This is a genomic window from Sphingobacterium ginsenosidimutans (genome assembly GCF_039536865.1).
In the GTDB taxonomy this organism is placed as follows: Bacteria; Bacteroidota; Bacteroidia; order Sphingobacteriales; family Sphingobacteriaceae; genus Sphingobacterium; species Sphingobacterium detergens.
This window is the reverse complement of the sequence record NZ_BAAAZK010000002.1, coordinates 1,036,942-1,053,574: the sequence shown is the minus strand read 5'-3', so window position 1 is coordinate 1,053,574 and position 16,633 is coordinate 1,036,942. Positions and strand designations below refer to the sequence as shown.

Sequence of the window (16,633 nt, the reverse complement as noted above, 5' to 3'; positions counted from 1 at the left end):
AAGACAGAAAGAATACGTTAGTTATAAAAAGAATAGGCGGGAATTCCCGCCTATTCTTTTTAACTGTATCGCCTTTAGATATTTTATCCAATAAGACTCCTTATTTCTACTTCATCTGCTTTGATTTGCGCTTTCATTTCCTCTAGTGAGTCAAAGCGTTCATCATGACGGATAAAGTGCAGGAATTTAACACGGAGCGTCTTGCCGTAGATATCCTGATCAAAATCGAATAGACTGATTTCAATCGCACGATTCATTCCGTCAACCGTAGGTCTTGTGCCAATATAGCCCATGCCTTTAGCGATAGAAATAGGATTCTCTTCTTTATACTCACCTGTAGTAATATTCTGGATGTGGTTGTATATATAAACCTCTACTGCGTATATACCATAAGCAGGAATTAATTTATGCGGTTCATGTACCTGTAGATTGGCTGTAGGAAATCCGATGGTACGTCCGATTTGATCCCCTCGGATCACTGTTCCCGTTAATTCAAAAGGATAACCTAAATATAGATTGGCTGTTTTGATATCACCTTTAATCAGTGCTTCACGCACACGCGTGGAAGAGACTGCGATGTCATTGATATCTTGTTCTGGGATCTCGTCTACACTATAGTCGAATATCGACGCAAACTGTTCCAAGTCGCCTAATGTACCCTTGCGATCTTTTCCGAAATGGTGATCATATCCGATAACGATTTTTTTGGTGCCCAATTTACCTACAAGCACATTGCTAATATATTCTTCAGGAGTTTGATTGGAAAAATCCCGGGAGAAGGGTATAATGATAAGATGGTCAATACCGACCTTGCTTAGTTGGCTTACCTTTTCCTCAATATCATTTATTAAACGTAAGCTATCATCATCTGGGTTAATAATTAACCGGGGATGCGGAAAAAAAGTAAGTAATATGGTTTCGCCGTTAATTTTTTGAGCAGCCTCTTTTAAGTGGACCAATATTTTTTGATGGCCAATATGAACACCATCAAAAGTACCAATGGTAACTACTGCATTTTCAACGGGGGAGAAATCTTCTAAACTTCTGTAGATTTTCATTTATTGGATTTTTTGCAAAAATAAGATAAAGAATCAATAAAGTGCAGCGACGGCTTTATTTAATGATTTCCTTATGACGTTTTATTTCGGCGATAAGCTGTTCAAGATTCCAGGCGTTTTCAATCGTATAATTACCACTTTTGGTGCGTCTTAAAGAACTTAGGTGGGATCCACTATGCAATACTTTTCCAAAGTCGTATGCTAATGATCTGATGTATGTGCCTTTTGAACAAGAAATGCGAAAATGTACATTCGGGAGTTCGATTTTTTCAATTTCAAAGCTATTGATCCGTACCTGACGAGATTTTATTTCAACCTCTTCACCGCGACGAGCTTTTGCATAGACACGTTCACCATTGATCTTTATGGCAGAATGTGCTGGAGGAAACTGTTGTATGTCACCTTCAAAGGTCTTAGCTGCATCAAAGATCATTTGCTCAGTAATATGATCGATAGGGAATAGCTCATCAATTTCAGTTTCCAGGTCATAGGAGGGGGTGGTTCCACCCAATGTAATTGTCCCTGTATATTCTTTGTCTTCGGCCTGGTAGCTGTCGATCTTTTTTGTCAACTTACCTGTACAGACAATTAGCAAGCCCGTTGCTAAGGGGTCCAATGTACCAGCATGGCCAACTTTTAATTTTAATGGTTTCAGTGAGTTTCTGACTTTCCCAACAACGTCGAAACTTGTCCATGTTAAAGGTTTATCAATCAACAACATTTCGCCTTCAGCAAAATTAAACCTTGCTGAGTTTTCACCAACCTCTATATTCTCCATGAAAAAATTTTAGATAATTTGTAAACTATGCCCCGAAAGAAGTAATGCGAGAATTACAACTCCAACAACTATTCTATACCATCCGAAGGCCTTGAAGCCATATTTGGTTAAAAATCCAATAAAGGATTTAATTGCAACAATTGCGACAACAAAACCAATGAGGTTACCTACAATAAGAAGGTTGAGCTCCTCGCCTGTAAATGTATTTCCTTCTTTGAAGAATTTCAAGAGTTTAACAGCTGAAGCGCCAAACATCATCGGTAATGCCAGAAAAAATGAAAATTCTGCAGCGGCTTTACGTGTTAATTTTTCGGCCATACCACCGATGATGGTACTTGCGGAGCGGGATGTGCCAGGTATCAAAGCCAGACATTGGTATACACCAATCATAAAGGCCTGCTTGTAAGAGACGTTGTCCGAATCTTCAACGGTAGGTTTATTAAACCATTTGTCAACAAAAAGCAGGACAACACCACCGATTACCAGCATAATCGCAACCATCAGCGGGCTTTCCAAAAGTGAATCGATGAAATCGTTGAAAAGTAATCCAAGTATCGATGCTGGAATAGCAGCGATCACCAACTTATAGTAAAATGAAAGCGATTTAAAGAATCGCTTGTAATATAAAACGAGAACGGATAAAATCGTTCCCAATTGAATGACAATTGTAAATAATTTAACAAAGGCTGAGGGCTGAATCCCCATCAGTGCGGTTGCTATAATCATGTGGCCTGTAGAGGAGACAGGCAAAAACTCCGTTAATCCTTCGATGATAGCAAGGATTATAGCTTCAATAATAGACATCTGTTTTTTATAAGATTATTCTTCAGTTTTAGTTGTTTTGGGGCGATATAAGATCGCTACAAATCCCAATGCAAAGCCGAGAACGACTACAATTGGCGCTAAAGTGATTTTGGTAAAACTATAGATATCAGTTTCACCGGACATGAGCGCAAAGCCAATGACGACAAGAACCAAGCTAGCTATAAAAAGCTGATAATTTACTTTTGAAAATACGAAGGAACCTTTATTTACAGATTCAGTAGATTTCTTTATTTGAGCCATTTTTATCTATATAAATCGTTAGATTGAGCTTTTAAATATTTAGTTACAGCGAAGTAGGTACTAAGCCCTGAGATTAAAATCCCGATGCAGATAACACCTAAGAAGATGATTGCAAACTCAAACCAGTTGCGTAAAAAGACCAATTCAGGTATTTGTTGTTGGGCTAGTTTGAGCGTCAATATCAATAGTAGAATCGCAATCAACGAACCCAATAAGCCATGGATAATACCATAAGTGATAAAAGGTTTACGAATAAAGTTTTTGGTTGCACCAATTAATTGCATGCTTTTAATTAAGAAACGTTGCGAGTAAATAGCCAAACGTATGGTATTGTTAATTAAAGCTACAGCGATGATCAATAAAATAACAGCAAAGGCCAAAACAATCATACCGATGATACGTACGTTTTTATTGACCATATCAATCAATGATTCCTGATAGACAACCTCTTTTATTTTATTGTTTTTAGAGATTTTTTCGATGAAAGTCTTGATGCTATCCGTATTGGCATAATTCTCCTTCATATAGACATCCAACGATGGCAATAAGGGGTTATGCCCAAGGTACTGTACAAAATCTTCACCAAGATCTTCTTTCAGGTTTTTGGCAGCAATTTCTTTGCTGATATACACTGAGCGGAGTACATAAGGGTCTTTTTCAAGATCTTTTTGCAAAGAAAGTACATCGCCTTCACTGGTGCCATCATTTACAATGACATTCAGGACAATGTTTTCTTTAACGTACTTTGAAAGATTTTTAGCGTGCACCAATAATAAGCCTAACATACCTGTTACCAATAGTACCAGTGCTATACTGATAACTGTGGATACATATACAGACTTTGTTTTTCTTTTTTGTGTGCTTAATTCGTATTCTGACATAATAAGCAAAAATTTATTTGCGAAAGTAACTAATTGAGCGGAAGATTTCGAATTTATCTTGTAATTACTTTGATAAAAATCAATTCGAATTTAGTTTTCTACCTATGTTTAAATAACTTTTCAATACTAGAATTTATTGTTCAAACTACAAAACTTTTATCACATTTCAGTATTAAAATCGTAATTTCGCAAGTCATAAAAATTCCTTACGAACAAAAATGGAGTATAATCACAAATCATTAGAGAAAAAGTGGCAGAAGTTTTGGGCGGATCATCAAACATATAAAACATCAGATGCGCATCAGAAGCCAAAATACTATGTGTTGGATATGTTTCCTTATCCATCTGGGGCGGGACTACATGTTGGTCATCCACTCGGATACATTGCTTCGGATATCTTTTCAAGATACAAACGACTAAAAGGCTTCAATGTACTGCATCCAATGGGTTATGATTCCTTTGGACTTCCTGCAGAGCAATATGCGATTCAAACGGGTCAACACCCTGCTGTTACAACCGAGGCAAATATCAATCGTTACCGCGAGCAGATGGACAACATCGGTTTCTCTTATGATTGGAGTAGAGAAGTTCGTACTTCTGAACCTGAATACTATAAATGGACGCAGTGGATTTTTATGAAATCATTCGATTCTTGGTATAATAAGGAGACGAATAAAGCAGAATCTATTGATACATTGATTACGAAATTTTCCACAAATGGTTCTGCTGCTGTTCAAGCTGTTTCTGACGAAGATGTATTAGAATTCACTTCGGAAGAATGGAAATCTTTTGATGAGGAAAAACAACAACGTGAGTTGTTAAAATATCGCATTGCTTATCTGCGTGAGAGCACAGTCAATTGGTGTGCTGCTTTAGGGACCGTATTGGCTAATGATGAGGTGATTAACGGCGTGTCCGAGCGCGGCGGGTATCCTGTAGAGCAAAAGAAGATGATGCAATGGTCAATGCGTATCACTGCTTATGCCGATCGTCTGTTAAAAGGTTTGGATACCATTGATTGGCCAGAGCCCTTGGTAGAAATGCAGCGTAACTGGATCGGAAAATCCGTTGGAGCTTCGGTCAAATTCCCAGTTCCACAGTTGGACACCGCAATTGAAGTCTTTACAACACGTGTGGATACTATTTTCGGTGTTTCATTTGTCGTTTTGGCACCTGAACATGAATTGGTTGCAGCGTTGACGACAGCCGAACAAAAAGCTGAAGTTGAAGCTTATATTGAGAAGACCTCAAAAAAATCTGAACTAGATCGTATGGCCGATACCAAAACAGTATCGGGAGCCTTTACAGGTTCATTTGCTAAACACCCTATTTCAGGCCGTGATGTGCAGATCTGGATTGCAGATTATGTTTTGGCGGGATATGGCACAGGGGCGGTTATGGCTGTACCTAGTGGCGATCAACGTGATTATGTTTTTGCCAAGCATTTTAATTTAGAAATTATTCCGATTTCGGATACACAGCAGATTGAAGAAGAGGCTGATCCGAATAAGGATGGAAAATACATCAATTCTGATTTTATCAACGGTATGACTTATCAGGAGGCTGTGCCTGCGCTGATTGCGAAGCTGGAAGAATTGAAATTAGGTAAAGCGAAGATCAATTTCCGCATGCGCGATGCGATTTTTGGTCGTCAACGTTATTGGGGTGAACCTGTTCCAGTCTACTTTAAAAATGGTCTACCATACCTTATTAAAGAAGAAGAACTACCTTTATTATTACCTGAGGTTGATAAATACTTGCCAACAGAGTCTGGTGAACCTCCTTTGGGACGTGCTAAAGACTGGAAATATGAAGATCAGTATGAATATGAGTTGAGTACAATGCCAGGTTGGGCAGGTTCTTCATGGTATTGGTTCAGATACATGGATCCAAAAAATGAGGGTAACTTTGCTTCAAAAGAAGCTGTTGACTATTGGAAAGCTGTTGATTTATACATTGGCGGTTCAGAACATGCTACAGGTCACTTGTTATATTCACGTTTTTGGAATAAGTTTTTAAAAGATCTTGGCTATCATAATGAGGAAGAACCATTCCGGAAATTGATCAACCAAGGTATGATTCAAGGGCGCTCAAATTTTGTCTACCGTGTACTCGATGAAGAGGGCAGAGGAACCAATCAATTTGTGTCCTATGGCTTGAGAAACGATTACAATACAATTCCTTTGCATGTCGATGTTAATATCGTATCGAATGATGTTTTGGATCTTGAAAAATTCAAAAATTTCAGACCTGATTTTGCGAATGCTGAATTTGTTTTGGAAAACGGTAAATACATTTGTGGTAGCGAGGTGGAGAAAATGTCCAAGTCGAAATTCAATGTCGTTAATCCAGATGATATTATTGAGACTTATGGCGCTGATACCTTGCGTCTTTACGAAATGTTTTTGGGTCCGTTGGAGCAGGCCAAACCATGGAATACCAATGGTATCGAAGGTGTTTACAAGTTTTTAAAGAAAGTATGGCGCCTGTTTCACGATGCCGAAGGTAATTTTAATGTATCAGATGAAGAGCCTTCCAAAGCTGAGTTCAAAGCTTTACATAAGATTATTAAGAAAGTGGAAGATGATATCGAGCGTTTTTCGTTCAACACGTCTGTTTCCGCCTTTATGATCTGTGTGAATGAATTGACCGATTTGAAATGCAATAAGCGCGAGATATTGGAGCAACTTGTTATTGTTCTTCAATCTTATGCACCACATATTACGGAGGAATTGTGGAACCTATTGGGGCATGAGGCAGGTACACTTTCTCAGGCAACTTATCCTACGTTCAAGCCGGAATATCTGGTCGAGTCTGAATTTGCTTATCCGGTTTCTTTCAATGGTAAAATGAAGTTTAATCTATCACTTGCATTGGATTTAGATCAACAAACTGTTGAAGAAACGATCAAGGCACATGCCGATGTACAAAGACATCTGGACGGTAAGCCAATTAAGAAGATTATTTTTGTAAAAGGGAAAATAATCAATATTGTAGCTTAGTCTATACAGTTATTAAAAATAAAAGCCATTTTGTCCCAATGATAAAATGGCTTTTTTATGCCAGTACATCCTGAAAGGCAATTGTTTTGTCAAAAATTGATTTTGCATAAGGACAATTCGGGACAATCTTAGCATCGTTTTTCCGGGCATAATCTACGGCTTCAAGAACGAGTTTTTTACCGACACTCATTCCTTTATATTCGTCATAGACCTCGGTATGGTCTATGGAAAACTCGTACTCACTCTGCCACGTATATTCCAAAATTCCGGCCTCATTATTTTCCACTTCAGCAATGAAATTACCTCTGTCGTCTCTTTCGATATTTTTTACTTCCATAATGTTTTTTTCAAAATAACGTCCAAAAGATATTTTTGTTTTATGAAAACGCTCAAATTTTGTGTTGCTATGTTGGCTATATGTCTGTTATGGTGATAGTCGGAGCGTCTCCGGATTGAGGCTGTGTGGCTGTCAGATGTATTATAGGATGTCGTTGATTTTTCCTATTTTTTTCGTACCTTTGCAATTATCTCCTTAGAACACCTCGCATTTTTATCTTTTCAACGAAGCTCTAAAGGTCCGACATCTCCTCGGGAACATTTTATTTTAATCCATATTGAATGAGCAAAAGCCAAATTACATTTAACAAAAAAGAACGAGAAAAAAAGAAATTACTCAAAAAACAACAAAAAATTGAGAAAAAAGAATTCAACAAAACAAACAATGACAAAGGAAAATCTTTGGAAGAACTGTTTGCTTATGTTGATGAACATGGGAATATCTCAGACAGACCTGCGATCAAATTGAAAGAAGGGGAGAGTCCAAGTATGTCTTCGAACCACCAAGATGACTATTCTTTCGGAAAAGTTGTCCATTACAATACCGACTCCAACTATGGATTTATCAGAGATAATGAGACCCAACAATCTATTTATTTCAATGATCGTCTTGTTGGACAGAAATTGAACCTGAATCAGAAAGTTAAGTTTAAATTCAAAAGTGCAAAACAAGGTGCTCAGGTAACTGAAGTTTTGATCGAGTACCAGTAAACGAAGATTCCGCTTGAGTTAAAAGCGTTGAATAATAAAGCCCTCAAGTACTTCTAAGTAGCGAGAAACTATATGGAAGCCAGTCGAGGGCTTATTTTTTTGCTATCAACTGACAGAATAGCCTTTGGAGCAGCCTATTCCTTAAATTTTAATCCCTTTTCCATTAAAGCCTGACTTAACAGGGGCAAGGAGGCCTTTCCAAGACCATGGAGCTTCAGTAGATCCTTCACTGAATACTGCGTTAGTTTTTCAAGTTGATCTATACCATGGTTTAACAGCGCATTTCTAGCGGGGCTACCCAAAAGGGCTAGAAAACCATCTTCGGGTTTCTTTTCCTTTTCACATATTGGACATGTTGGGCAGTCTGTACTCTTATAGAAGCTGTGCCCATTACTACATGTTCTTTTGCTTTTGATCCTTGTCATGTGGCCTAAATCTGCTAATTAATTACAATATCAACACTATTTTCCAATTATAGTTTATACTTTTTGCCATTTGAAGGTTTGTTTACCAACAGGATCTTCTAGGGGACTTTGGGCGTGAGCTTTTCTGAGCGTTTATTCTATATTGTTCCAGAACGTGTTCTTATCAGCTGTGCTTTAATTTTGGCTGCAAACCAAATGATTGGTTCCATCGGAATTTTTTCTGATATAACGGGGCTGATGGAATAAAAAGTAAAATAGTCCTCCCATAAAATAGGCAATGACGTCATAGGGATCCCCCGTATTGTAGTCTGTGTAGTTAGGCATGACGTACTCAAATAGTAGTGAAACAATAGCCGATATCAACCAGATTTGGTATAATGGATATCCATGCGGTTTTCCTTTATTGAATAGAAAGCTTCCTGTAATAGATGCGACATGAACAATAATAGGGACAAAGACAAGGTCCGTAAGCCAGCTGTTTAAAAATGGAATAGGAAAATGCTGTAGCCGTGTAAATCGAATAAAGAACCAGCATAACCAATAAAAAATAAATATACCGTCAAACAGATTCTTTACTAATGCGCAAAGGAAATGGCGATCAACATAGCTATTGCTCCGCATACCATCAACGTTAAAAACATAAAAAAAGCTGTCTGTTTGCCGAATTTTTTCCAGGGACCATCATTTGGATGGGCCGGAATAAGCGTCTGCTTTAGATCTATATATTGATTTTTTAGCCAACTTTCTTTCTTTTCGTCTTTCATATTATCTTAATTTATCATTCATGACACAAAATTAGAACAATTGTTCTAATTTTGTGTCATGAATACGAAAGAAAAAATTGTAGTGGCAGCGTTAGGGGTATATAATCGGGAGGGAATACGTACTGTTACGACACGACAGATTGCGCAGGAAATGGGTATTAGTGCTGGCAATCTCCATTATCACTTCAAACATACAGAAGATATTATCTTTACTATTTTTGAGCAGCTCCAGCGGGACTATGACGAAATGGTGGTTTTATTTGATCAGAAAGATACCACATTTCAGGAGTTGTTGCAGGAATTTACGGAGGGCTCTTATCTGTTGATCAATAAGTATAAGTTTATTTTTGTCAATTTCGTCGAGATCTGTACTTGGATACCCGCTATTGGGGATGCTTATCGGACTCTTGTTGCACGACGTGAGGAGCAGTTTATTTCTCTCTTTGAGCACTACTCCAAATTGGGAATGTTTAGACAGGATATACCAATAGCCATTCTGAAGGGTTTTGTACGTCAGATTTTTATTATATCAGATTTCTGGTATTCGAGTTTTGCGGTATTGGGCGGTCGATTTGAATCGGATGCGCTGGAAGACTATCGACAAACAATAGCGGTTGCTTTTTATCCATACCTCATTTAATTCCATAGGGTGTTTATTGAAGCATTAAACATGACCGTATCTCCGATCTTAGTCCTTTGTTAAGGTGAAAATGGTTATTTCAGGTCGTGCATTAAAGCGGACGGGGATACTATGACCGAGGCCCCTGTTGATGTAGAGGGTTCGGTTTCCAGAAAGTTTTTTAATACCCTGATCGTAGTTTTTGTTCGATACGGGGATAATCGGTGAACCCCAAAATGGGATCCGCACCTGCCCGGCATGTGTATGGCCTGATAAAATCCACCCTTCATAGCCATTCCATACATCCAGATCAGCAACATCAGGGTTGTGGCAGAGGACAAGGCTCGCTTGGTTGCGGTTGTAGTTCTGCATAGTTTTTACAGGGTCAAAGTTTGTTCCCCAATAGTCGTCCATACCATAGAGCTGTAGACCATTTATATTCACACTTTCGTTTCTTAAAACAGTAATATCATACTTTTTTAGCAGTGTAGTGATTGAATCCGCTGCAGTACTGTCTTTAAAGGCTCTTCCATAATCATGATTTCCCAGGGTGGCCAATGTCTGTAGTTTTCCTTTTGGTGCTAATTGCATGACTTCGTCGAGATCAGCGAGTGGGAGGGCATTGTGGACCAATCGGACAAAATCGCCTGTGTAAACAATAATGTCCGGATGTGTTATACCAACTTTCGCGAAGTTGTTTTTGATAAAATCTTTACTGACATAGTCGCCGATGTGGATGTCCGAAATCTGAACGAGCGTTTTCCCTTCAAGGTTGCTAGGGAGGTTTTTTATAGGGAGTTTTAGCTGTTCGAATTTGACCCAATGTGGTTCGATCTGCCAGGCATAATAACCGAGCAGAGCAGCGGCCAAGGTCAGGGTAATAAAGGCTTTTTTTAAAAAACGTTTCTTCTTCATTGTGTTTTGGCTAGCCAGTTTGATTTGGTGATTTGCATATTCAGGCCCTTCCAGGTTTCATTGCCGATTGACGTTTCAGTTGTGGCGCCTTCATTGATCTGAAACCCTACACCCTCATAACATTTTATTGCGTTCGTGTTCCAGTCATAAACGTTTAAATCCGCTTGATCGTAAGTGTTATCAACAAAGAGCAGTTTCAGCATCGCATTGATAGTTTTCTTACCATAGCCCTTATTTCTTTCGGTATTGTCAGCAATCAATATGCGGGATAATCGTGGTATACTTCTTTCAAAGTTCAATTCACAATGCCCAATAACGTTTTGTGTTTCTGTACTGACAATTTTATAGGGACGGCGTTGGGGATCGTTAATATACTTTTTTAATTGTTCGTCAGTCACTGGAAATGAAAAATATGGACCTGCGAACTGCAGGAGTTCTTCTGGAGATCTGATCCAGGATTTGAAGCGGTCGAAGTCAGCTTCTTCAAATGGAAGTAATGTGATCATAGCCTTCTTGTTATTGATATTAGATTGGAGGGTTAAATTAGATAATTGTTAGACTCTTTCCTAAGAAATTCGTGTTTTTTACGAAATTTGTTCCGAATTCACCGATAGCAAGATTTTATGCCAACACTTGTATTAGACACCACTGTAAATGCACCAATAGAGATAGTTTTTGATTTGGCCCGCAGTATAGACTTACATATGTATTCGACTGGGAAGACAAACGAGAAGGCGATCGCAGGTGTGACCAGTGGACTGATCGAAGCCGGAAAGACCGTCCAGTGGCGGGCAAAACATCTGGGTGTATATCAAACGTTGACGGTGCGGATCACAAAAATGGAAAAACCCTATTTTTTCGAAGATAAAATGATACAGGGGGTATTTCAGTCGATGGAACATCAGCATCTTTTCGAAGAGCAGGCTGATGGTGCGGTGCTGATGCGGGATGTGTTTAATTTTAGGGCGCCCCTGGGTCCTTTGGGGCGGTTTGCCGAATGGTCTTTCCTTACACAGTATATGAGAAGGTTTCTCGAAGAACGTAACCATATCATCAAGCTGGTTGCCGAGTCAGGAGATTATAGCCGTTATCTCGAAGGGTAGGGTGGAGGATTGCTTTTTACATGTAGCCTGTGTGTGAGGAGTTTAATAGTTTCTCGCAATGATGCTGAGGTTCGGGTTTTCTTCTAAAAGCTGTTCCTGTAGAAAATCGAATGCACCTCTTTGGTTCATTGTCACCTGATGAATCTTGGAGAATTCATTGTAAAAATAGATGCGAAAACTATTCGGGCCACGGTGGTTCAGAATAATCTTGGTCTCTATACGGTGAATCCGACTGATCGGAATTTTTTTACTTCCAAAAAAAGGAAAAAATACAAGTTCATGCTCCTGAAAAAGGTACGGCGCAATAGTTGCATAGATGCGGACAAGTCTTCGGGTGTACCGCTGATAAATATCAAGATCACGGCTATTGAGACCTCGTAGGGCAATAATAAATTTTTGATTTTTGGCGTAAACGACCCAGCTGAGCCCGCCAAATAATACGCCGAAATAGACGAACAATGTACTTAGGAGTGGGAGGGACTTGTAAAAAAATGTCAGTTTATCTGAAGCAGCTGTCCACTTATCCAAAAAAACATAGAAGAAGAAGCCATAGCAAAAAAGAAACATCGCTATAAATAGTCCAATAATGGCATTGCGGACTTTGCAGATTTTCCTTATCTCCGTTTGTAAAAATGAACTGTTCGTGGACGAATAACTTTCCATATAATAAATTAATAGTGTGTAGGCTTGTCTTTTGTTCTCAAATACGAGGGTATCTGGTTCCGTGCGATGATCGTTAGATTTGGATTTTCCTCCAGAAGCTGTTTCTGTAGAAAATCGAAGGCAGCTATTTGGTGCATTGTTGTCTGATAGATTTTTGTAGCATCGTTATAAAAATAGATGTGGTAGCTGTAAGTGGAGCGATAATTATGGACATATTTTGTTTCTATACGTTTGATCTGATTGATTGGAATCTTTTTACTTCCAAAAAAAGGAAAGAATATAAGTTCATTTTTACAGAAAATGTAGAGCGCAATGGCTGCATATCGCTGAGCAAGTACGCTTGTGTATCGTCGATAGATATCTAAGTCGTGGCTGTCGAGCTGCTGTAGTACGCTAATATATTTTTGGTTTTTGATAGACAAGGCCCAACTTAATCCAGTAAATAGTATGGTAGGGAATAGGAATATTGTGTAAAGAGATATGGTGGGGCTATGGTAAACAGTCCGCTTGTCTGGAGTGTTCAGCCATCGGTCCGAAAAAACATATAACAAGATGACAAAGGAAATGAGAAAGATTGCCATAATGAAAGAGATCGCGTTATTACGGGCTTTTCTTATTTTCTTAATCTCGATCTGTATAAATAAACTGTCTTCAGCGGAATAATTATGCATATAATGAATTATGTAGTACAGCAAAGATAACAAGAAGTAAGATTGTTTGGATGTTTCTGTGTTTAAAGTTTCTGCTGTAGTTTTCACTTTTTTTTGGACTTTACGATTTGGATTGTGTTTTTTAGATGTGATTTTTCTGTTTATTTAGATGGTGTTATTTTACTGAAGAATAGTTTGTTTTGTCTTTTTTAATTATTTCCTGGCTGTTTTTTCATGTGGTAAATCTGGTGGTACTACACATGAAGCGCTTGTACCACTTCTTGTACCACTTATAAAATATCGTTAGCGTAAGGGCAACACAAGCTGATGGATAGCTGCTGATGATCGTTTGCACTGTGCAAACTGATTGGAGTATATCCATTTTTTATGTCTTTTAAGATATCTTTTGGTTTGAGCCATGTCTTGCTGCTCTTGTTGTCTGCAAAGGGCTCATGTCGCTTAAAAATGCGGTTAGATGAAAGTTGGTTATGACCTATGCTGGTGGGAAGCTGCTGATGATCGTTTGCTCTGTACAAGCTGATTGGAGTATATCCATTTTTTATGGCTTTTAAGACATCTTTTGGTTTGAGCTATGTCTTGCTGCTCTTGTTGTCTGCAAAGGGCTTGTGTCGCTTAAAAATGTGGTTAAATAAAGGGTGGTTGTGATGCATGCTGGCTGATAGCTGGTGATGATCGTTTGGTCCGTGCTAGCTGTTTTGGATTAGATCTGTTTTTTATGGTTTTTAAGACATCTTTTGATTTGAGCCATGTCTTGCTGCTCTTGTTGTCTGCAAAGGGCTTGTGTCGCTTAAAAATGCGGTTAGATAAAGGGTGGCTGTGATGCATGCTGACGGATAGCTGCTAATGATCGTTTGTTCCCTTCGTTTGGAAATTGTGAAAGGTGTTTTGTCTGAAGCAAGCAAGCAAGCAAGCAAGCAAAGTGTAGTAGAAATATACAGCTTTTGAAAAATGACATTTTAGATTGACGCGATGTAGGGGAGGTTGTTGTATTGAAGAAAAAGGTGTGGATAGAATTTTATCCATACCTTTTTTTAGTCGAAAACCGTAGTTTTTACTGTGTTTTATAGGTTATTTTTTTATTTATGTGATGTTTGTAAAGTGTTCTATTTTAAATGATAATATAATGTATTTTTGTAAATTTTGTGCAAATGGGTGAAAATTATGTAAGAATACTATTTTGACCAATAATGCGCATGGTCTATGTGGTTTTAACCCATAAGAAATGCGCTTTTGAACCCTGTTATTTTAGCATTTTTTCGCAAATTGACCTACTCATTCACAGACTTATTCTTGATTAACGTATCGTTTACAGCTATTTAATGCAGACGGTATTGGAAGGTAGGTAATGGTGTGAGGGAATTCTTTTTAGTTGTTCTTTTTAGGGAGAGGGGGCTTCAGTACCTGCTGTTATACCTATAAGATCAAAAAGAGATCGAATACTGGTTTGTTGGTTTTTTAGTTTTTTTAAATTGCTTTATATCAATATAATTATGAAGTTTATTTGTTTTTTTTATTTATGATAAGAAATCTCAATAAAGATAGGGCGTTAAAGACTGCAGCAGCAACTGGAATCCTGGGAAGGCATCCATTATGGGGTGAAAAATATGTTATTTTGGACCTATGTCGTCCACTTTTGAGTGGCGCTTTAGTTGTCCTGGTCTGGCGTAATTTTGGATTTTGTCAGCAGGATTTTTCCTTTTATAAGGTCATCATTGAATTGGCCAACAGTTGTATTTTGAAGCATCTCCGATAGGCTATTGCGAATACTTTTAAACTCATGATGTAGCGGACAAGGATACTGTTCTGAGCAGAACTCCAGCCCCATTCCACAGCCCACAAAAAGGTTCTCTCCATCAATTGCTTTAACTACATCTGACAAAGGGGTAGACATATCGGATGCATCCAGATAGAACCCGCCACCAGGTCCTTTCATAGAACGAATAATACCGGCACGACTTAAATTTTGCAAGATTTTTCCGAGAAAGGCCTCTGGAGAATGGATATTTTCGGCGATTTCCTTTATGCCGACACGTTTGTTTTCTTGTGAACTCTGTGCGATAAAAAAAACTGCGCGAAGACCATATTCGCATGTTTTGGAGAAAATACCCATAATCTATTCTTGCTTTTCCACAAAGGTACAAAATCAAGAATAGCCATCCGCAATCCATGGAAAATTTACGGATGGCTATCACTGCTGCCTAGTTGAGCTGTAGGGAAGCTGGTCCAAACTCTTCAAAATGAATATGCTCGGTTTGGATACCTTGGCCTGTCAGATACTTGAAGTGTTTTTCTATAAAACCTGAGGGGCCGCACAAGTAGTAATTGGCTTTTTGTGGCAGATGATCCGAATCGATTTTAGCCAGATCTACCCAGCCCGGGAGATTGTCGCTGTTGCCTTCCTGGAGTTCATCGTAAAATGAGAAGCATCTGATATGCTCATGTTGTGTCTCAAGTGTCCTAAGTCTGTCTTTAAATGCGTGTAAATCACTATTTCTACAGCCATGAATCCATGTCACCGCATTTTGACCCTTTGCCTTGATAAGTTGTTCCAGCATGGCCATCAACGGAGTCTGACCGACTCCGCCGCTGATAAACACATGTGGATGCTCGTTCTCAATCAGGTTAAAGGAGCCCGTAGGTGCTGTCAATTCCAGCTGTTTTCCCTGCTGAAAGTATTGATGTAAGTAGTTGCTGACCATGCCTTCCGGTTTTCCCAGGGGAGTTTCTTTTTTAACAGAAATACGAAGGTACTGACCATTACTGGCGTCGGATAGGCTGTATTGCCGCGGCTGGTAGAGTTGAAGCTCAGGTAGATACACACGTACACTTACATATTGGCCGGCAGTATGTTTTGGAAGTTGACCGCCATCAGTCGGAGCTAAGTAAATCGACTGGATTTCTTCGGTCTCCGAAACGATTTTAACGATGTTAAAAGGTTTCCAACCTGTCCAGCCACCTTCGTTTTGGACCATTTGGTCGTACATCTCTTTTTCGATACCGATCATCAGGTCGGCCAATTGAAAGTAGGCAACTTTCCATGCTTCGATGAGCTCATCTGTAGCAGCATCGCCCAATACCTCCTGGATGGAAGCCAATAGGTGCTTGCCAACAATCTGATAATGTTCAGGACGAATATTGAGACTACTGTGTTTTTGTCCGATGTGTTTGACAGCGGATAATAGTACACTTGGATTATCAATATGCTCCGCATAAGCCAATACAGCGGTGGCCAATGCTGTTTGCTGTTTTGCATTTTGCTGATTCCCCATATTGAATATATGCTTGAGCTCAGGATTGTGCGTAAACATGCGTTTGTAAAAATGGCTGGTTAGCGCAACACCGTGCTCCTTCAAAACGGGTATAGTGCCTTTGATTAAATCTTTTTGTGTTTCGGTAATCATAATAAAATATTTAAATACCTTTTTGTCTTTTATTTTAATAAAAAAAAGGAATGAAATGTGATTTTACCTCTTTTAGAGGTTGTTACTACTCCTTGATAGGGTACATTTGCAAATGACTATCGTAAGCAAAAATAGTAAAATTAAATAAAAGACAAAAATATCTTTTATTTAATTTACTCACAAAATCATAGAACTATGTAGACCGTAATTCGGTTTTATTGTTCAAGAAGTGCTGAAAGAA

Annotated in this window: 19 protein-coding genes; 4 read left to right on the top strand and 15 right to left on the bottom strand. The window is 38.7% G+C overall.

Going from position 1 to position 16,633, the window contains the following annotated elements; translation table 11 throughout:
- Positions 1-83 precede the first annotated feature (83 nt).
- The 5 genes from ABFX33_RS04270 to ABFX33_RS04250 are packed head-to-tail and all read right to left on the bottom strand — an operon-like array spanning position 84 to position 3,782.
- A complete protein-coding gene (locus ABFX33_RS04270) occupies positions 84-1,058 on the bottom strand; it encodes a bifunctional riboflavin kinase/FAD synthetase (protein ID WP_346084471.1) in 975 nt (324 codons plus the stop codon).
- Between the two features lie 55 nt (positions 1,059-1,113).
- Complete coding sequence (truB, locus tag ABFX33_RS04265; RefSeq protein ID WP_346084469.1) at positions 1,114-1,836, bottom strand: tRNA pseudouridine(55) synthase TruB; 723 nt, start codon at positions 1,834-1,836, stop codon at positions 1,114-1,116.
- Positions 1,837-1,845: 9 nt separating this feature from the next.
- Positions 1,846-2,640, bottom strand: coding sequence for an undecaprenyl-diphosphate phosphatase (locus ABFX33_RS04260; protein WP_120258351.1), 795 nt, complete (start codon positions 2,638-2,640; stop codon positions 1,846-1,848).
- A 15-nt stretch (positions 2,641-2,655) separates the two neighbouring features.
- Positions 2,656-2,901 carry a DUF3098 domain-containing protein gene (locus tag ABFX33_RS04255; RefSeq protein ID WP_120258350.1) on the bottom strand — a complete coding sequence of 82 codons (246 nt, stop codon included), beginning with the start codon at positions 2,899-2,901 and terminating at the stop codon, positions 2,656-2,658.
- Positions 2,902-2,903: 2 nt separating this feature from the next.
- A complete protein-coding gene (locus ABFX33_RS04250) occupies positions 2,904-3,782 on the bottom strand; it encodes a cell division protein FtsX (protein WP_120258349.1) in 879 nt (292 codons plus the stop codon).
- A 218-nt stretch (positions 3,783-4,000) separates the two neighbouring features.
- On the opposite strand from ABFX33_RS04250, the gene leuS reads away from it, so the two are divergent.
- Positions 4,001-6,784, top strand: coding sequence for a leucine--tRNA ligase (gene leuS / locus ABFX33_RS04245; RefSeq protein ID WP_346084467.1), 2,784 nt, complete (start codon positions 4,001-4,003; stop codon positions 6,782-6,784).
- Positions 6,785-6,839: 55 nt separating this feature from the next.
- On the opposite strand, the gene ABFX33_RS04240 is transcribed toward leuS, so the two are convergent.
- A complete protein-coding gene (locus ABFX33_RS04240; RefSeq protein ID WP_120258347.1) occupies positions 6,840-7,121 on the bottom strand; it encodes a GNAT family N-acetyltransferase in 282 nt (93 codons plus the stop codon).
- Between the two features lie 281 nt (positions 7,122-7,402).
- On the opposite strand from ABFX33_RS04240, the gene ABFX33_RS04235 reads away from it, so the two are divergent.
- Positions 7,403-7,831 carry a cold-shock protein gene (locus tag ABFX33_RS04235; protein ID WP_346084465.1) on the top strand — a complete coding sequence of 143 codons (429 nt, stop codon included), beginning with the start codon at positions 7,403-7,405 and terminating at the stop codon, positions 7,829-7,831.
- Between the two features lie 134 nt (positions 7,832-7,965).
- On the opposite strand, the gene ABFX33_RS04230 is transcribed toward ABFX33_RS04235, so the two are convergent.
- The 3 genes from ABFX33_RS04230 to ABFX33_RS04220 form a co-directional block, all read right to left on the bottom strand.
- On the bottom strand, positions 7,966-8,256 hold the full coding sequence (locus ABFX33_RS04230) for an RNA polymerase alpha subunit C-terminal domain-containing protein (RefSeq protein WP_346084464.1): 291 nt from the start codon (positions 8,254-8,256) through the stop codon (positions 7,966-7,968).
- A gap of 174 nt (positions 8,257-8,430) precedes the next feature.
- Positions 8,431-8,877: a hypothetical protein gene (locus ABFX33_RS04225; protein ID WP_346084462.1), complete on the bottom strand. Its 447-nt coding sequence runs from the start codon at positions 8,875-8,877 to the stop codon at positions 8,431-8,433.
- Complete coding sequence (locus ABFX33_RS04220; RefSeq protein WP_259182968.1) at positions 8,832-9,020, bottom strand: hypothetical protein; 189 nt, start codon at positions 9,018-9,020, stop codon at positions 8,832-8,834. The genes ABFX33_RS04225 and ABFX33_RS04220 overlap by 46 nt, the downstream gene beginning before the upstream one ends.
- A gap of 58 nt (positions 9,021-9,078) precedes the next feature.
- Here ABFX33_RS04220 and ABFX33_RS04215 point away from each other — a divergent pair, with 58 nt between their 5' ends.
- Positions 9,079-9,660 (top strand): TetR/AcrR family transcriptional regulator, encoded by a 582-nt coding sequence (locus tag ABFX33_RS04215; protein WP_120258343.1) that lies wholly within the window; start codon positions 9,079-9,081, stop codon positions 9,658-9,660.
- Positions 9,661-9,708: 48 nt separating this feature from the next.
- On the opposite strand, the gene ABFX33_RS04210 is transcribed toward ABFX33_RS04215, so the two are convergent.
- Together ABFX33_RS04210 and ABFX33_RS04205 are read right to left on the bottom strand one after the other, a co-directional pair.
- Positions 9,709-10,554 carry a metallophosphoesterase gene (locus ABFX33_RS04210; protein WP_346084461.1) on the bottom strand — a complete coding sequence of 282 codons (846 nt, stop codon included), beginning with the start codon at positions 10,552-10,554 and terminating at the stop codon, positions 9,709-9,711.
- Positions 10,551-11,060, bottom strand: coding sequence for a GNAT family N-acetyltransferase (locus ABFX33_RS04205; RefSeq protein ID WP_346084459.1), 510 nt, complete (start codon positions 11,058-11,060; stop codon positions 10,551-10,553). The genes ABFX33_RS04210 and ABFX33_RS04205 overlap by 4 nt, the downstream gene beginning before the upstream one ends.
- A gap of 117 nt (positions 11,061-11,177) precedes the next feature.
- On the opposite strand from ABFX33_RS04205, the gene ABFX33_RS04200 reads away from it, so the two are divergent.
- On the top strand, positions 11,178-11,657 hold the full coding sequence (locus ABFX33_RS04200) for an SRPBCC family protein (RefSeq protein ID WP_346084458.1): 480 nt from the start codon (positions 11,178-11,180) through the stop codon (positions 11,655-11,657).
- A 42-nt stretch (positions 11,658-11,699) separates the two neighbouring features.
- On the opposite strand, the gene ABFX33_RS04195 is transcribed toward ABFX33_RS04200, so the two are convergent.
- From ABFX33_RS04195 to hmpA, 4 genes are all read right to left on the bottom strand, one after another.
- Entirely contained in the window at positions 11,700-12,320 is a 621-nt protein-coding gene (locus ABFX33_RS04195) for a hypothetical protein (protein ID WP_346084457.1), read from the bottom strand.
- A gap of 8 nt (positions 12,321-12,328) precedes the next feature.
- Positions 12,329-12,991, bottom strand: a complete 663-nt coding sequence (locus tag ABFX33_RS04190; RefSeq protein ID WP_346084455.1) for a hypothetical protein — start codon at positions 12,989-12,991, stop codon at positions 12,329-12,331.
- Between the two features lie 1,645 nt (positions 12,992-14,636).
- Positions 14,637-15,101 carry an RrF2 family transcriptional regulator gene (locus ABFX33_RS04185; RefSeq protein WP_120258337.1) on the bottom strand — a complete coding sequence of 155 codons (465 nt, stop codon included), beginning with the start codon at positions 15,099-15,101 and terminating at the stop codon, positions 14,637-14,639.
- 88 nt (positions 15,102-15,189) lie between these two features.
- Positions 15,190-16,392, bottom strand: coding sequence for an NO-inducible flavohemoprotein (gene hmpA, locus ABFX33_RS04180; protein WP_346084454.1), 1,203 nt, complete (start codon positions 16,390-16,392; stop codon positions 15,190-15,192).
- Between the last annotated feature and the right edge of the window lie 241 nt (positions 16,393-16,633).

What these genes read in the sequence shown, in the direction of transcription:
- ABFX33_RS04270 (WP_346084471.1), bottom strand. Translation starts at nt 1,058, where the DNA reads ATGAAAATCTACAGAAGTTTAGAAGATTTCTCCCCCGTTGAAAATGCA.
- truB (WP_346084469.1), bottom strand. Translation starts at nt 1,836, where the DNA reads ATGGAGAATATAGAGGTTGGTGAAAACTCAGCAAGGTTTAATTTTGCT.
- ABFX33_RS04260 (WP_120258351.1), bottom strand. Translation starts at nt 2,640, where the DNA reads ATGTCTATTATTGAAGCTATAATCCTTGCTATCATCGAAGGATTAACG.
- ABFX33_RS04255 (WP_120258350.1), bottom strand. Translation starts at nt 2,901, where the DNA reads ATGGCTCAAATAAAGAAATCTACTGAATCTGTAAATAAAGGTTCCTTC.
- ABFX33_RS04250 (WP_120258349.1), bottom strand. Translation starts at nt 3,782, where the DNA reads ATGTCAGAATACGAATTAAGCACACAAAAAAGAAAAACAAAGTCTGTA.
- leuS (WP_346084467.1), top strand. Translation starts at nt 4,001, where the DNA reads ATGGAGTATAATCACAAATCATTAGAGAAAAAGTGGCAGAAGTTTTGG.
- ABFX33_RS04240 (WP_120258347.1), bottom strand. Translation starts at nt 7,121, where the DNA reads ATGGAAGTAAAAAATATCGAAAGAGACGACAGAGGTAATTTCATTGCT.
- ABFX33_RS04235 (WP_346084465.1), top strand. Translation starts at nt 7,403, where the DNA reads ATGAGCAAAAGCCAAATTACATTTAACAAAAAAGAACGAGAAAAAAAG.
- ABFX33_RS04230 (WP_346084464.1), bottom strand. Translation starts at nt 8,256, where the DNA reads ATGACAAGGATCAAAAGCAAAAGAACATGTAGTAATGGGCACAGCTTC.
- ABFX33_RS04225 (WP_346084462.1), bottom strand. Translation starts at nt 8,877, where the DNA reads ATGCGGAGCAATAGCTATGTTGATCGCCATTTCCTTTGCGCATTAGTA.
- ABFX33_RS04220 (WP_259182968.1), bottom strand. Translation starts at nt 9,020, where the DNA reads ATGAAAGACGAAAAGAAAGAAAGTTGGCTAAAAAATCAATATATAGAT.
- ABFX33_RS04215 (WP_120258343.1), top strand. Translation starts at nt 9,079, where the DNA reads ATGAATACGAAAGAAAAAATTGTAGTGGCAGCGTTAGGGGTATATAAT.
- ABFX33_RS04210 (WP_346084461.1), bottom strand. Translation starts at nt 10,554, where the DNA reads ATGAAGAAGAAACGTTTTTTAAAAAAAGCCTTTATTACCCTGACCTTG.
- ABFX33_RS04205 (WP_346084459.1), bottom strand. Translation starts at nt 11,060, where the DNA reads ATGATCACATTACTTCCATTTGAAGAAGCTGACTTCGACCGCTTCAAA.
- ABFX33_RS04200 (WP_346084458.1), top strand. Translation starts at nt 11,178, where the DNA reads ATGCCAACACTTGTATTAGACACCACTGTAAATGCACCAATAGAGATA.
- ABFX33_RS04195 (WP_346084457.1), bottom strand. Translation starts at nt 12,320, where the DNA reads ATGGAAAGTTATTCGTCCACGAACAGTTCATTTTTACAAACGGAGATA.
- ABFX33_RS04190 (WP_346084455.1), bottom strand. Translation starts at nt 12,991, where the DNA reads ATGCATAATTATTCCGCTGAAGACAGTTTATTTATACAGATCGAGATT.
- ABFX33_RS04185 (WP_120258337.1), bottom strand. Translation starts at nt 15,101, where the DNA reads ATGGGTATTTTCTCCAAAACATGCGAATATGGTCTTCGCGCAGTTTTT.
- hmpA (WP_346084454.1), bottom strand. Translation starts at nt 16,392, where the DNA reads ATGATTACCGAAACACAAAAAGATTTAATCAAAGGCACTATACCCGTT.